This window comes from Streptomyces sp. NPDC000229 (assembly GCF_040300825.1).
Lineage (GTDB): Bacteria > Actinomycetota > Actinomycetes > Streptomycetales > Streptomycetaceae > Streptomyces.
Window position 1 is genome coordinate 1 of sequence record NZ_JBEPEL010000123.1, and the last position, 13672, is coordinate 13672.

General features: G+C 71.2%; 12 protein-coding genes, 1 tRNA gene and 2 pseudogenes. 8 read left to right on the forward strand and 7 right to left on the reverse strand.

Annotated features, from left to right (window positions below; translation table 11 throughout):
• The 3 genes from ABT360_RS33625 to ABT360_RS33635 all read left to right on the forward strand — a co-directional run.
• Nucleotides 1–302: TerD family protein (locus ABT360_RS33625; RefSeq protein WP_351825235.1), on the forward strand; the 302-nt coding region annotated here is incomplete at its 5' end.
• A gap of 83 nt (nucleotides 303–385) precedes the next feature.
• Nucleotides 386–1510, forward strand: a complete 1125-nt coding sequence (locus ABT360_RS33630; RefSeq protein ID WP_351825238.1) for a DUF475 domain-containing protein — start codon at nucleotides 386–388, stop codon at nucleotides 1508–1510.
• Between the two features lie 137 nt (nucleotides 1511–1647).
• Nucleotides 1648–2391, forward strand: a complete 744-nt coding sequence (locus tag ABT360_RS33635; RefSeq protein WP_351825241.1) for a TerD family protein — start codon at nucleotides 1648–1650, stop codon at nucleotides 2389–2391.
• A gap of 19 nt (nucleotides 2392–2410) precedes the next feature.
• Here the strand turns inward: ABT360_RS33635 and ABT360_RS33640 are convergent, their stop codons facing one another.
• Nucleotides 2411–3394 (reverse strand): TerD family protein, encoded by a 984-nt coding sequence (locus ABT360_RS33640; protein WP_351825244.1) that lies wholly within the window; start codon nucleotides 3392–3394, stop codon nucleotides 2411–2413.
• 167 nt (nucleotides 3395–3561) lie between these two features.
• On the opposite strand from ABT360_RS33640, the gene ABT360_RS33645 reads away from it, so the two are divergent.
• Genes ABT360_RS33645 through ABT360_RS33655 form a run of 3 tightly spaced genes read left to right on the forward strand, consistent with a single transcriptional unit; the run spans nucleotide 3562 to nucleotide 8296 of the window.
• Nucleotides 3562–4725: an HpcH/HpaI aldolase/citrate lyase family protein gene (locus tag ABT360_RS33645; RefSeq protein ID WP_351825247.1), complete on the forward strand. Its 1164-nt coding sequence runs from the start codon at nucleotides 3562–3564 to the stop codon at nucleotides 4723–4725.
• A gap of 5 nt (nucleotides 4726–4730) precedes the next feature.
• Complete coding sequence (locus ABT360_RS33650; RefSeq protein ID WP_351825250.1) at nucleotides 4731–7478, forward strand: phosphoribosyltransferase; 2748 nt, start codon at nucleotides 4731–4733, stop codon at nucleotides 7476–7478.
• Nucleotides 7475–8296: an HAD family hydrolase gene (locus ABT360_RS33655; RefSeq protein ID WP_351825253.1), complete on the forward strand. Its 822-nt coding sequence runs from the start codon at nucleotides 7475–7477 to the stop codon at nucleotides 8294–8296. Before ABT360_RS33650 ends, ABT360_RS33655 begins: the two co-directional genes overlap by 4 nt.
• Here the strand turns inward: ABT360_RS33655 and ABT360_RS33660 are convergent.
• On the reverse strand, nucleotides 8265–8876 hold the full coding sequence (locus tag ABT360_RS33660) for a DedA family protein (protein ID WP_351825256.1): 612 nt from the start codon (nucleotides 8874–8876) through the stop codon (nucleotides 8265–8267). The two genes, ABT360_RS33655 and ABT360_RS33660, sit on opposite strands and share 32 nt — an antisense overlap.
• 311 nt (nucleotides 8877–9187) lie before the next feature.
• Here ABT360_RS33660 and ABT360_RS35465 point away from each other — a divergent pair.
• Nucleotides 9188–9349, forward strand: a pseudogene (locus tag ABT360_RS35465) (histidine kinase); the annotation flags it as partial.
• Here ABT360_RS35465 and ABT360_RS33670 read toward each other — a convergent pair.
• From ABT360_RS33670 to ABT360_RS33680, 3 genes are all read right to left on the reverse strand, one after another.
• The gene (locus tag ABT360_RS33670; RefSeq protein ID WP_351825258.1) at nucleotides 9338–9556 is read right to left on the reverse strand and encodes an FmdB family zinc ribbon protein; all 219 of its coding nucleotides are present in this window, start codon (nucleotides 9554–9556) and stop codon (nucleotides 9338–9340) included. The pseudogene ABT360_RS35465 and the gene ABT360_RS33670 overlap by 12 nt on opposite strands.
• Nucleotides 9557–9577: 21 nt before the next feature.
• On the reverse strand, nucleotides 9578–10921 hold the full coding sequence (locus tag ABT360_RS33675; RefSeq protein WP_444852372.1) for a hypothetical protein: 1344 nt from the start codon (nucleotides 10919–10921) through the stop codon (nucleotides 9578–9580).
• A gap of 73 nt (nucleotides 10922–10994) precedes the next feature.
• A complete protein-coding gene (locus ABT360_RS33680) occupies nucleotides 10995–11747 on the reverse strand; it encodes a DUF4097 family beta strand repeat-containing protein (RefSeq protein ID WP_351825267.1) in 753 nt (250 codons plus the stop codon).
• A gap of 203 nt (nucleotides 11748–11950) precedes the next feature.
• Between ABT360_RS33680 and ABT360_RS33685 the strand changes: the two genes are divergently transcribed.
• A tRNA-Val gene (locus tag ABT360_RS33685) sits at nucleotides 11951–12025 on the forward strand.
• A 68-nt stretch (nucleotides 12026–12093) separates the two neighbouring features.
• On the opposite strand, the pseudogene ABT360_RS33690 reads toward ABT360_RS33685, so the two are convergent.
• Together ABT360_RS33690 and ABT360_RS33695 are read right to left on the reverse strand one after the other, a co-directional pair.
• A pseudogene (locus ABT360_RS33690) lies at nucleotides 12094–12339 on the reverse strand (tyrosine-type recombinase/integrase); the annotation flags it as partial.
• 94 nt (nucleotides 12340–12433) lie between these two features.
• Nucleotides 12434–13288 (reverse strand): nuclease-related domain-containing protein, encoded by an 855-nt coding sequence (locus ABT360_RS33695; protein WP_351825261.1) that lies wholly within the window; start codon nucleotides 13286–13288, stop codon nucleotides 12434–12436.
• Between the last annotated feature and the right edge of the window lie 384 nt (nucleotides 13289–13672).

Below are 13672 nucleotides of genomic sequence, written 5' to 3' on the forward strand. Positions count from 1 at the left end.
TCGCCCAGGCGCTCAAGGACAACGGCGTGAAGGTCGTCGGCACCTCCCCGGAGGCCATCCACGCCGCCGAGGACCGCGGCGCCTTCGGCCAGGTCAGCAACGCCTTCATCCGCGTCGTCAACCAGGCGGACGGCCAGGAACTCGCGCGGTACGACCTCAGCGAGGACGCCTCCACCGAGACGGCGATGATCTTCGGCGAGCTCTACCGGTACGGCGGAGAATGGAAGTTCCGCGCGGTAGGACAGGGGTACGCATCGGGCCTGAGGGGCATCGCTCTAGACTTCGGGGTCAATGTTTCCTAAAGCACGTCTCCGGGTTCGTTCAAAGCCCGGCGCACACGGCGCGGGGGAGACCCGTATCCGTACTTAACACGATTGGGTAGCCAGTGGTTCTGAAAACCTTCGGCTGGTCGTTCGCCGTCACGGCGCTCGGCCTCGCTTTCGCCGCCTGGCAGTGGGGCTGGGAGGCGTTCGGGATCGTATTGATCCTGTCGATCCTCGAGATCTCGCTGTCGTTCGACAACGCGGTGGTCAATGCCGGAATCCTCAAGAAGATGAACGCCTTCTGGCAGAAGATCTTCCTGACGATCGGCATCCTGATCGCGGTCTTCGGCATGCGGCTGGTCTTCCCCGTCGTGATCGTCGCCATCAGCGCCAAGGTCGGCCCCATCGAGGCCGTCCAGCTCGCCATCGACAACCCCGGGCGGTACGAGGACCTCGTCACCGACGCGCACGCGGCCATCGCCGCGTTCGGTGGCATGTTCCTGCTCATGATCTTCCTGGACTTCATGTTCGAGGAGCGCGAGCACAAGTGGCTCAAGTGGCTGGAGCGCCCGGCGGCCAAGCTCGGCAAGGTCGACATGCTGTCGGTCTGCATCGCCCTGATTGTCCTGCTCCTCACCGCCATCACCTTCGCCACCCAGGCACACACCAGCGCCGGCCACGCCGACAAGTCGGCCACCGTGCTGCTGTCCGGTGTGGCGGGTCTGATCACGTACCTGGTCGTCGGCGGCCTCTCCGGCTACTTCGAGAACAAGCTGGAGGAAGAAGAGGAGCGCGAGCACGACGAGGAGGAGAAGGCCAAGAAGGAGGGCAAGCCGGTCTCCGCGGTCGGCCTCGCCGGCAAGGCGGCCTTCTTCCTCTTCCTGTACCTCGAAGTCCTCGACGCGTCCTTCTCCTTCGACGGCGTCATCGGCGCCTTCGCCATCACCAACCACATCTTCTGGATGGCGCTGGGCCTCGGCATCGGCGCCATGTACGTCCGGTCCCTCACGGTCTACCTGGTCCGCCAGGGCACGCTGGACGACTACGTCTACCTGGAGCACGGCGCGCACTACGCGATCGGCGCGCTCGCGGTCATCCTGCTCATCACCATCCAGCACGAGATCAGCGAGCTCATCACAGGCACCATCGGTGTCTTCCTGATCGCCGCGTCCTTCCTGTCCTCCGTACGCCGCAACAAGGCGCTGGCGGCGGCGGGCGAGGAGGACAAGACACACGTCGCCGTGTGACATTCGCCGGGGCCCGTCAGTGTGTGGCGGCCCCGGCATTGAGGAACGCTTCCGTTGCGGGGCGGCCGGGTGCTCCCGGCCGCCCCGCCGCGTATCCGAGCGGGTCCCATGGGGAACCGGACGACTGGGGGTGGGGCATGGCCTTCTGGGACAGCCTGTTGCGCAACAACAACGCGGCGCAGTTCGACTCGGGCAGCGCCTCGACGAACGCCATCGACCTGACGAAGCGCCGCCCGTCGGTCTCGCTCACCAAACAGGGCGCGGCGACCGGCAATCTGCGCGTCAACCTCTCCTGGCGGATGCGGACCTCCGACATCGAGGGCCGGTCCAAGAACAGCGGCCGACTGCTGCGGCACCCTCTCAAGCTCTTCAAGCCGGATGTGGTCCAGGCGCACACGCAGGGCGTGGTCAATGTGGACCTGGACATCGGCTGCCTGTACGAGCTGAAGGACGGCACCAAGGGCGTGGTCCAGCCGCTCGGCAGCTTCTTCGGAGACCTCAACTCGCCGCCGTACGTCAAGCTCAGCGGTGACGACCGGTTCGGGGCACCGTCCGGCGAGACGATCTTCGTCAACCTCGACCACAGGGACGCGATCAAACGCCTGCTGTTCTTCGTCTACATCTACGACCAGACACCGGCGTTCGACCGTACGCACGCCACGATGACGCTCTACCCGAGCAACGGGCCGCGCATCGAGATAGAGCTGGACGAGCGGGCGCCCCAAGCCCGTTCCTGCGCGGTGTTCATGCTGGAGAACGTCAAGGACGAGCTGGTGGTACGCCGGGAGGTGCGGTTCGTGTACGGCTTCCAGGCGGAGCTGGACCGGCTGTACGGATGGGGCCTGCAGTGGGGACGGGGCTTCAAGGCCGGCAAGGTCTGACCGCCCCGTCGTACCGTCGTCAGCGCCGTACGAACTGCGGGCCCATCGGCGGCAGCCGGAAGTTCGGGTCCGGTGCGGGCGCGGCGGCCGCCGCGGGCTGCGGATAGCCGTACGCGGGCTGCCCCGAACCGGGCAGGACCGAGCCGTCCTGCGGATAGCCGTACGCGGGCTGCGCCGCACCGTCCTGCGGGTAGCCGTACGCCGGAGCCGGAGCCGGAGCCGGAGCCGGAGCCGGAGCCGGAGCCGGAGCCGGAGCCGGGGGCAGGGACGGCGCGGGCGGCGGAGGTGTCGCAGGCGCCGGGGGTGTCGAGGGCGCGGGGGGCGCCGTGGCCACGGCACCGGCGCTGGGCAGCGCGGTGGTGGGGGCGGCCGCCGACGCGTCTGCCGCCGGGGCGTCCGGCGACGCCTGTCCGTCCGCCTCCCGGGGCTCTCGCGCCCCGTCCGTCTCCTCGGCCTCGTCCACCGAGATTCCGAACGCCGTGGCCAGGCCGATCAGCCCTGTGGGATACCCCTGGCCCACCGCGCGGAACTTCCAGCCCTCCCCGCGCCGGTACAGCTCGCCGCAGATGATGGCGGTCTCCTCGCCCGTCTCCGGCTTCACCTCGAAGACGGCCAGCGGCTCCGTGCCGCCCGAGCCCGCGTCGTACAGCGAGATCCGCAGGTCCCGTACGCGGTCGAAGGTGTCCCCGTCCGACGACGCCGCCAGCACCACCTGGTCCACCGACGCGTCCAGCGCCGCCAGGTCGGCCTCGACCGTGTCGGTCAGCCCCTCCTGCACCCGCTTCTTCGGCAGCCGCCGGACCAGACCCGACGGATGGCGCGGCTGGTTGTAGAAGACGAAGTCCTCGTCCGAACGCACCCGCCCGTCGGTGCCGAGCAGCAGGGCGGAGGCGTCCACGTCCGGCACCCCGGGGCCCGGGGTCCAGCACAGTACGGCCCGTACGGCCGCGGCGTCGAGCGGGACGTTCGAGCCCTTCAGCATGGCGTGCGTCATGTCCGACATCCTGCCTGGCCGCCCACGCCGCGGACAACGCGGGGGCCGGACGGCAGGGGCGAGAAGCGGACGAGTTACCTGAAGTTCATGCCCGTGGGGAACCCGCGACACCAGTCCCTACGTACTATTACCGGCCACATGTCGTCAGGGCCGTCGAGGCAGTACGGGGGATACTTATGCGTCATTTCGGGCACATCCCGGCCACTGCCCGGGCAGGGCTCTTCCACCAGGAGCCGTGCGAGTTCAGCGCCGAGTCCCCGGCCCGTGTGCTCGCGGCGGCCCTGGGCGCCACGCTGTACAGCCCCGCCACCCGGCCGCGCCTCGCCGACGACGTGATGAAGCAGGTGAGGCGCGGGGTGGTGTCGATGGTGCTGTGCCTGGAGGATTCCATCGACGACGGCGAGGTCGCCGGGGCGGAGGAGAACCTCGTACGGCAGTTCGCCGACCTGCACCAGCGGGACGACGAATCGCCGCTGCTCTTCATCCGTGTGCGGGAAGCGGGACAGATCGCCGACCTGGTGCGACGGCTCGGGCCGTCCGCACGGCTGCTGTCCGGATTCGTTCTGCCCAAGTTCACCGAGGAGCGCGGCGGGCCCTTCATGGAGGCGCTGACCGTGGCCGAGAACCTCTGCGGGCGGCGACTGTTCGCCATGCCCGTGCTGGAGTCGCCCGAGCTCCTCCACCTGGAGACCCGGCAGGAGACGCTCGCGGGCATCGGCCGGATCGTCGACAAGTACCGGGAGCGGGTCCTCGCGCTGCGCCTCGGCGTCACCGACTTCTGCTCCGCGTACGGGCTGCGCCGCTCGCCCGACATGACGGCGTACGACGTCCAGATCGTCGCCGGCGTCATCGCGGACGTCGTCAACGTGCTGGGCCGGTCCGACGGCACCGGCTTCACCATCACCGGCCCGGTGTGGGAGTACTTCCGACTCCAGGAGCGGATCTTCAAGCCGCAGCTGCGCCGCAGCCCCTTCATGGAGCAGCGCGCCGACGAACTGCGCACCGCGCTGATCGAGCACGACCTGGACGGACTGCTGCGCGAGATCGAGCTGGACCGGGCCAACGGGCTGCTCGGCAAGACCTGCATCCACCCCTCCCACGTGCTGCCGGTGCACGCGCTGTCCGTCGTCAGCCACGAGGAGTTCAGCGACGCCCAGGACATCCTGCGGCCGGAACGGGGCGGCGGCGGGGTGCTGCGCAGCGCGTACACGAACAAGATGAATGAAGTGAAGCCCCACCGTGCGTGGGCGGAGCGGACCCTCCAGCGGGCGGAGGTCTTCGGCGTCGCGAGGGAGGACGTCGGCTTCGTGGAGCTGCTCGCCGCGGGGCTGGTCAAGTGACGTCGGTGTCCGGGAAGCCTTCGAAGGAGAACGAGAACGTGGTCTGGTCGGGTACGTGGGTGTCGGAGCGGCTCGGGGTCGAGCTGACCGGCGACCGGCGGTTGCGTGAGCTGCTGGGCCTGGCGCTGCGGCGCAACCCGAAGCGGGCGCACCTGCTCGTCTCCAACGTGCTCGGCAAGCACGTCCCGCAGAGCCCGGGCGTGGTGTGGCGGTCGGGTTACGACCTGGGCGTACGGGTACGGGAGCTGCTCGGCCCCGACGAGGCGCGGCGGGCGGTGGTGCTCGGGTACGCGGAGACGGCGACCGGCCTCGGCCACTCGGTCGCGGACGGCCTGGGGACGGCCCCGTACCTGCACTCCACGCGCCGTCCGGTGCCCGGGGTCGCCCGGGCGGGTGGCTTCGAGGAGGCCCACTCGCACGCCACCTCGCACCTCCTGCTCCCGGAGGACCCGGCGCTCCTGGCGGGCTCCGGGCCGCTGGTGCTGGTCGACGACGAGTTCTCCACCGGCAACACCGTGCTCAACACCGTGCGGGCCCTCCACGCGCGCTACCCGCGCGAGCGGTACGTGATCGTCGCGCTCGTCGACATGCGCTCGGCCGCCGACCGCGGCCGGCTCGCGGACTTCGCCTCCGAGATCGGCGCCCGCGTGGACCTGGTCACCCTCGCGGCAGGCACGGTCCGGCTGCCCGAAGGTGTCCTGATACGCGGCCAGGCGCTGGTGGCCGAGTACGAGGCGCGGGACGCGGGCGGCGCGGGCGCGGGCGCGGGCGCCGGTTCCGGTGCGGGCGGCGGCTCGGGCGAGGGCGCCGATTCGGGCCAGGGCGCCGTTTCGGGCGAGGGCGCCCGGGCCGGTGGCTGGAGCGCGGGTGCCGCTGCCGCTGGGGCTGGGGCTGAGCGCGAAGGGGCTGCTGGGCCTGGAGCGGCTGCCGGGGCCGAGCCTGAAGGGGCTGCCAGGCCTGGGGCGGCTGTCGGGGCCGAGCCTGAAGGGGCTGCCGGACCCGGAGCGGCTGCCGGGGCCGAATCCGGCACAGCGGCTGCCGGGGCCGTGGCGGCGGCCCCGGCCGTGCGGCGCGTCGAGCTGGGGTGGCCGGACGGCGTACCGGACGGCGGCCGGCACGGCTTCACGCCCGCTCACCGCGCCCGCCTGGACGCCGTGCTCCCCGCCATGGCCGCCCGCGTCGCCGACGCGCTGGGGCTCGCACCCGCCGCCCCCGAGGACGGCGCCCTGCCGCGCGTGCTCGTCCTCGGGTGCGAGGAGCTGATGTACGCGCCGCTCGCACTGGGCGTCGCCCTGGAGAGGCGCGGCGGCGCCGAGGTGCGGTTCTCGACCACCACCCGCTCGCCCGTCCTCGCGGTCGACGACCCCGGCTACGCGATACGCACCCGGCTCGTCTTCCCCGCGCACGACGAGCCCGCCGACGGGCCCGGCGACCGGTACGCCTACAACGTCGCGGGCGCCGGCTTCGACGCCGTCGTCGCCGTCGTCGACTCGGCCGCCGACACGCCCGCACTCCATGCCCCGGACGGGCTCCTGGCACAGCTCGCCGCGCACACGCCGCGGGTACTGCTCGCCGTCGTCCCGTCCTACGTCCCCGCCGAAAGGCCCACCATGCTGCCCGAGCCTCTCCGGGGCCCCGCCTTCTCGTCCTACGCCCCCGACGAGGTCGGCTGGCTCCTCCAGGACCTGTCGGACGTCGAACTGGAGGCCCCGACCGAGGAGCGCGAGGAGGCGATCCAGAAGGGCGGCGCCCACTACGCCGAGTCCCTGCCCGTCGAGTACCAGCCCAGCGACCGCTACCAGGCCCTTTTCCACGCCGCCCTCGACACCTCCGCCGCCCGCATCGCACGCGCCGTCGGCACCGTCACCGAGACGGTCCTCGCCGAGCGGTCCCCGCGCCCCGTGCTCGTGTCGCTGGCCCGCGCCGGCACCCCCGTCGGCGTACTCATGCGCCGCTGGGCGCTCCACCGCCACGGCCTCGACCTCCCCCACTACGCCGTGTCCATCGTGCGCGGCCGGGGCATCGACGCCAACGCGCTGCGCTGGCTCCAGCAGCACCACGACCCGGCCGACGTCGTGTTCGTCGACGGCTGGACCGGGAAGGGCGCCATCACCCGCGAACTGGCCGCCGCCCTGGAGGACTTCCCCGGCTTCGACCCCGAGATAGCCGTCCTCGCCGACCCCGGCTCCTGCGTCCGCACCTACGGCACCCGCGAGGACTTCCTCATCCCCTCCGCCTGCCTCAACTCCACCGTCTCCGGCCTCATATCGCGCACCGTGCTGCGCGCCGACCTCGTCGGGCCGGACGACTTCCACGGCGCGAAGTTCTACCGCGAACTCGCCGCCGCCGACGTCTCCAACGCCTTCCTGGACACCGTCGCCTCCCGCTTCGACGAGGTCACGGCCGCCGTCGAGGCCGACGTCAAGGAACTCCTCGCCACCGACCGCACCCCCACCTGGGAGGGCTGGGCCGCCGTCGAGCGGATCAGCGAGGAGTACGGCATCCACGACGTCAACCTGGTCAAGCCCGGCGTCGGCGAGGCCACCCGCGTCCTGCTGCGCCGCGTCCCCTGGAAGATCCTCGCCCAGCGCGGCGCGGGCGCCGACCTCGACCACGTACGGCTGCTGGCCGAGCAGCGCGGCGTACCGGTCGAGGAGGTCGACGACCTGCACTACACCTGCGTCGGGCTGATCCACCCGAAGTACACCAAGGCCGCCACGGGCGCCGACGGCAAGGCGGTGACCAACCGATGACCGTGACCTCGCTCGTCGCCAGCGACCTCGACCGCACCCTCATCTACTCCGCCGCCGCCCTCGGCCTGACCATGCCGGACCCCGAGGCGCCGCGGCTGCTGTGCGTCGAGACGTACCAGCACAAGCCGCTCTCGTACGTGACGGAGACCGCCGCCGCCCTGCTGACCGAACTGCCGCAGCATGCCGTCTTCGTGCCCGCCACCACCCGCACCCGCGAGCAGTACCACCGCATCCGCCTCCCCGGACCACCGCCGCGGTACGCGATCTGCGCCAACGGTGGCCACCTGCTGGTCGATGGCGTCTCCGACCCCGACTGGCGGCGCACGGTCGCCGTCCGCCTCGCCGACGAATGCGCCACGCTCGAAGAGGTCCGCACCCACCTGCTGGCCGTCGCCGACCCGGCCTGGCTGCTGAAGGAACGCGTCGCCGAAGACCTCTTCGCCTACCTGGTCGTCGAGCGCGCCCTGCTCCCCGACGGCTGGATGAAGGAGCTCGCCGCGTGGGCGGCGCCGCGCGGCTGGGCCGTCTCCCTCCAGGGCCGCAAGGTGTACGCCGTCCCCCAGCCGCTCACCAAGAGCGCCGCGGTCCGTGAAGTCGCCCGCCGAGCCGGGGCGGACCGTGTGCTCGCGGCCGGCGACTCGCTGCTCGACGCCGATCTGCTGCTCGCCGCCGACCGGGGCTGGCGGCCCGGCCACGGGGAGCTCGCCGAGACGGGCTGGAGCGCCGAGCACGTCGACGTACTGCAGGAGCGGGGCGTGCTGGCGGGCGAGGAGATCCTCCGCCGCTTCAGCTCCGCCGTGCGCCCGTCCCCGGCCTGAACAGCCGGACGCCCACGAACGCCAGCACCGCGCCGACCGCCACCACCAGCACCACCTTGGAGTACAGCGACACATAGTGGGTGACCTGCTCCCAGTTGTCGCCCAGCGCGTAACCGGCGAGGACGAACGCGGTGTTCCAGATCGCGCTGCCGAGCGTCGTCAGCCCGAGGAACACCGGCAGCGGCATGCGCTCGACGCCGGCCGGGACGGATATCAGGCTGCGGAAGATGGGGATCATCCGTCCGAAGAACACCGCCTTGGTGCCGTGCCGCCCGAACCACGCCTCGGTGCGCTCGATGTCGGAGACCTTGACCAGCGGCAGTCTGCTCGCGACGGCGATCGTCCGGTCCCGGCCGAGCAGCGCCCCCACCCCGTACAGCGCGAGCGCGCCGATGACCGAACCGGCCGTCGTCCACAGCAGGGCGGCGATCAGGTCGATCCGCCCGGTCGCGGAGGCGAAGCCCGCCAACGGCAGGATGACCTCGCTCGGCAGTGGCGGGAAGAGGTTCTCCAGGGCGATGGCGAGTCCGGCCCCGGGCGCGCCAAGGGTGTCCATGAGGCTGTTGATCCAGCGTTCCATTCCTCAACGCTAGACAAGCGCGGCTGAAGGCACACTGAAGGCCGCCGCAGAGTTCTTCCTGTGGTTTTCCTCAGTGTGCGGGGCGGGCGCGTTCACTAGCGTGACGGATCATGCGCGAGCCGCACGACAACGCGTACGCGGCAAGCCGGCTGGGCGATCACCGACCTCCGCCACCTGTGGGCGGTCCTCACGAGCAGCCTGGCCGGGCTGTTCCTGCTATTCCTCGCCGTACAGGGCGTCTTCGGGGGCACCGCGCTGGAGGGACAGGCGGCACGCCACTTCCTGAGCCCGGGCCACCAAACTGAACTGGAGTGGCGCATCGCCCAGTTGACCGCGAGCCGCGCGGAAGTCATGACGCCGTCCACGACGAACGGCGCCGAATCGAGCGCGACCTGCACGACGGGGTCCAGCAGCGGCTCGTCGCCCTCGGCATGCTCATCGGCCACGGTGGCAGGGACGGATCAGCCGCAGCACCCGCCCCCGCAGCACCCGCCGCCCCCGCCCTGCGACGGCGCGGGCGCACCGCCCTTCGCCGTACCGCCGACCGCGACGGCGGACAGCAGCTTGACGGTGTCGCCGTGCCCGGCGGGGCAGGCGGCGGGCGCGGACGACTCGGCCATGGGACGGTTCAGTTCGAAGGTGTCTCCGCAGGTGCGGCAGCGGTACTCATAGCGAGGCATGGCCCCAGGTTAACCGCGTGGTCAGTGTCCGCTGCCCCGCTCTTCCCGAATCATCTCCACCACACGAGCCACCGCGCCCCGCACCGCTTGCGTTTCGGTCAGGAAGTGCCAGTAGTCGGGGTGGCGGCCCTCCAGACCCGCGATCGCCCGCTCCAGCCTCGCCACCGAGTCGTCCAGGGGGCGGGCGTGGCGCGGGTCGGGCGTGTGACGGCCGGCCATGGCGAGCCGCTGTGCGTCCCGGATGGCGAAGCGGGTGCGCTGGATCTCGGCCTCCGGGTCCTTGGAGACGGCGTTCAGCCGGCTGAGCCGGTCACCGGCGGCCGATACGGCCTCGTCGGCGCCGTTCAGCAGGGCCCGCACGGTCGAGAGCAGGGCGGTCGCGTCCGGCCACTGCTGCTCCTCCCGGGCCTTCGCGGCCTCCTGGAGCTTCTCCTCCGCCTGGCGGACACTCTTGGCGGCCTGCTCGGGAACGTGCTGGAGGTCCTGCCAGCAGGCGGCGCTGAACCGGCGGCGCAGCTCACTGAGGACCGGCTCGACCGATTCGGCACGGTTGGCGAGGGCCTGCGCACGCGTCCGGAGGGACACCAGCCGCTTATCGGTCTCGGCAGCCCGCTCCGGCAGCCGCTCGGCCTCCGCGCGCACGGCTTCGGCATCCCGGAGGACCCGGTCGGCCCGCTGGAGCGTCTCGGCGACGCCGTGCTGCCCCGCGCCCTGGTTGAGCTTGGTCAGCTCCGGGCCGAGGGCGGCGAGCCGCGCCGCGAGATCGTCCGCCCGCAGACCGGAGCCCCGCACCGTGTCGAGAGCATTGCTCGCGGAGAGGAGCGCCGCCCTCGCACGCTCCACGGCGGACGCCAGCCGCGCCAGCTGGGTCTCCGCCTTGTCCAGCAGCGGCCCGAGCCCCTGCTCGAACCTGTCCAGCTCCCCCTTCACCCGCACAAGGTCGTCCTTGGCGCGGTTCAGCTCGCCGCGCGCCCGAGCCGCGACAGAGGTCTCCAGATCGTCCCGATCCAGGTCGTACGCGTCGACCGCCGTGATGTACGCGTGGCTCACCTCGTCGATGCGCCGCCCCAGCGCGGCGAAGTCGTCCACCGCCCGGCGCGCCCCCGGCGACGCGTCCACCGCCGTGATCGTCTCGATCGAGATCCGCAAGTCCCGCTGGGCGGTGTCCAACTCGTAGAAAGCGGCCGCGGCCGCGTCCTTCGCCGCCTGCGCCTCCGCCCGCTGACCCTCCCCGCGCCCGCCGAACCAGCGCCGCGTGCCGCCTCCGGCGAAAGCCCCGGGCAGCACGGCCACCACCAACGGCACCGGCAGCAACATCAGCGCGAGCACATCCTTCACGTACCGCCGCGCGTGTGTCGCCGTCACATCCGCTCCCGTGCCGTGTGTCCGCCTTGACCGGTTCATTCTCCCACCTGGTAAGGACGAACACACGGGCCGGTTAGTTCGCGTCCCGGACCGTGACTTGCCCGTTGTCGCTGCGCGCCTTCACCACGTGGCTGCTGCCTTCGTCGGTCGGGACCGCCACCTTCACCTCTCCGTTTCCGCTCCCCGCCTCCACCGCGTACCGGGTGCTACCGTCCGGCAGTTCGACCGCGATGTCACCGTTGTCGTTCACCGCCTCCACCCGGTCCGGCACCGCCCCGAGCGCCAGCCGTATCCCTCCGTTCCCCGAGCGCGCCACCACGCTCTTCGAGGTACCGCCCTCCACCCGCACGTCCCCGTTGTCACTCCGCAGCTCCAGCGGACCGCCCGCGTCCCGGACGGTCACCCTGCCGTTGCCCGATGTGACCTTCAGTGCCGTCTCGAAGCCCTCGGCGGTCACATCCCCGTTGTCGTCCTCCACCGTCACCGCCACCCCACGCGGCACCCGCACCTCATGCCGCGCCGCACAGTCGCTCACGAGTGCGTCGCACTGCACCCGCAGGGTCAGCCTGTCGCCCTCCAGCTTCCACACCGGCTCGGGCCCGTCCCCCAGCACCACCCACCCGTCGACCTGCCGGGTCACCTCCACGTCCTTCACATCCGCGGGCACCAGCACCAGCTCCGAATCGTCCGCGTCCACCACCAGCGTCTCGCCCCGGAACCCGAACGCCTTCCGCTCCACCGGCGCCCCCTCGGCCTCGGCGCCCCCACACCCCACGAGGCCCAGCGCTCCCAGCACCACCCCGCCGACAACGACGACCGACCGCATCCGGCGCACGCCCACGATTGACTCCCCCGCTAGGTCCCTGCATCTCGCTCCTCACGCTACGTGTCCACCCCACCCCGCCACGATCCGGCCACCCACCCTCCCGCAGGTGGGGCTACCCCCCGCCCCGTGGCCCCGGAAGGCCCGGCAGGCCCGCGGTTTGCAGGATCCACGGGTGGGCCATGTACGCTGTTCACTCACTCCACGGGTGCGTAGCTCAGGGGTAGAGCGCTGCTCTTACAAAGCAGATGTCGGCGGTTCGAAACCGTCCGCGCCCACCAGGACGAAGACCCCCAGCCGATCATGGCTGGGGGTCTTTGCCATCCGTACCTGACATCAACGGCCGTGGTCACCGGCGGCCGGGACGCCTCCTGAGCAGCCGGTCCGTATGACTGACCGCCTCACGCCGCGTGTCCTGGACGACGTGCGCGTGCACGTTCATCGCCACCGCGATCTGGCTGTGCCCGAGAATCTCCATCACCACGCGGGGCGCCACTCCAGGGGCAGTGAGCAGGGTGGCGCAGCCGTGCCGGGCATCTTGCAGCCGGATGACCCGACGGCCGGCGGACCGGGCGACGCGGGTGAAGGACCGGTACCGGTCCGAGAGGTCCACGAGGCACTCGGGACCACACCCGCTCCAGGCCGCTTGCCCGCCGTCGACCGGTACTCAGCGTGCGCGACATGCAGCCTCATGCCGTGAGCCACGCCTCTCGGTGACGGGCAACGTTGTAGATCTGCTCAGCTTGGATGGGAGTGAGCACCGCAGGGAGGGGCGCGAGGGCAGAGACCTCCCGTTCACGGTAGACGCGCACGGTGAGTTGGGTGGCCGCGACTTTCACGTCGGTAGCCCCGACGAAGACGAGAACCGGTTCCACCGGCACGGGAAAGTCGCAGTAGCGCTCCAGCACCCTTCGTACGCGCTCCGCCTCCGACCGACTCTTGCGGGGATACGGCTTGGGCTTGCCGCGGTTGATCCTTACCACGTCGTCGCCCACCCACACTGCCTTGTTCGGATGGTGCTTGGTGTTGACGCTGAACACCCCTCCAGGGCCGATCAATAAGTGATCAATGTCGACTCCTCGGGGGAGGGGGATGGAGTGCAGGACTCTCCAACCTTGACGCTCCAGGCGACTCAACTCGGCTCCTACCCGCCGTTCTCCGATGAGTCCTGTGCGCCATGAGTCGCCGTCAGTCGGTCGTCGAAGTACCCAGGCAATGAACCGCTCCAACGGGCCCGGGCCCACCTCGTCAAGTTTTGCGCGCACGGCCGTGCCAGGGAGGTTCGCAGCCAGGTCGTCGCGGGGCGTCAGGGGAGGCAGCGACGCGGTTGCCCGGACCGGCGCTGGGGTGGCCGGCAGAGTTGGCGAGATCTGCCGTAAGTGCTGGGTCAGCACCGCCAGTACGGCGTCTCGGTAGTCATCGCGCAAGATCGTGATCATGCCCGTTTTGCAGTCAGCCCAGGCGACGGCTGTGCCCTCCGGCAGGTTCGCGTACAAACGTTCATGTCCGTAGCGGTTCCAGCGCACGACCTTCAGATTTGCCATGACCACCCCTTGACCAGCCTGTATGACGGTTCCGTCATCGCAGCAGCAAGGGCGGTACGACCACAAGACCGCAAGCGCGGTAAGACTTCCTCTACTTCATCAAGACCCGCGCACGGCGCGGGGCGCGCGCCGCCTCGACGGCGCGGCCCGGCCACTGTCTTCGCCCGGCCTGGCCGCGCCAGGCGGCGCGCCGCGCGCTGCGGGCGAAGGGCGGAAACCCGCTGTGGCTGGGGCGGTCGGCTCCACGGCTTTAGGCAGCCACTTTGGGGCGAGCCTCTAAGATCATGGCCCCAACGTCGTGGGTGGTGGCGGTGGCCACGCAGTCCGCCCGCCAGGTCCCGGGCGCCAGGGGCCGCCGCGTGCCCTCCCAGTCCCGCTCGAACC

Coding starts and splice junctions, on each gene's coding strand:
- ABT360_RS33655 (WP_351825253.1), top strand. CDS start 7,475: ATGACCGTGACCTCGCTCGTCGCCAGCGACCTCGACCGCACCCTCATC.
- ABT360_RS33640 (WP_351825244.1), bottom strand. CDS start 3,394: ATGTCGGACATGACGCACGCCATGCTGAAGGGCTCGAACGTCCCGCTC.
- ABT360_RS33660 (WP_351825256.1), bottom strand. CDS start 8,876: ATGGAACGCTGGATCAACAGCCTCATGGACACCCTTGGCGCGCCCGGG.
- ABT360_RS33680 (WP_351825267.1), bottom strand. CDS start 11,747: ATGCGGTCGGTCGTCGTTGTCGGCGGGGTGGTGCTGGGAGCGCTGGGC.
- ABT360_RS33695 (WP_351825261.1), bottom strand. CDS start 13,288: ATGGCAAATCTGAAGGTCGTGCGCTGGAACCGCTACGGACATGAACGT.
- ABT360_RS33645 (WP_351825247.1), top strand. CDS start 3,562: ATGCGTCATTTCGGGCACATCCCGGCCACTGCCCGGGCAGGGCTCTTC.
- ABT360_RS33635 (WP_351825241.1), top strand. CDS start 1,648: ATGGCCTTCTGGGACAGCCTGTTGCGCAACAACAACGCGGCGCAGTTC.
- ABT360_RS33670 (WP_351825258.1), bottom strand. CDS start 9,556: ATGCCTCGCTATGAGTACCGCTGCCGCACCTGCGGAGACACCTTCGAA.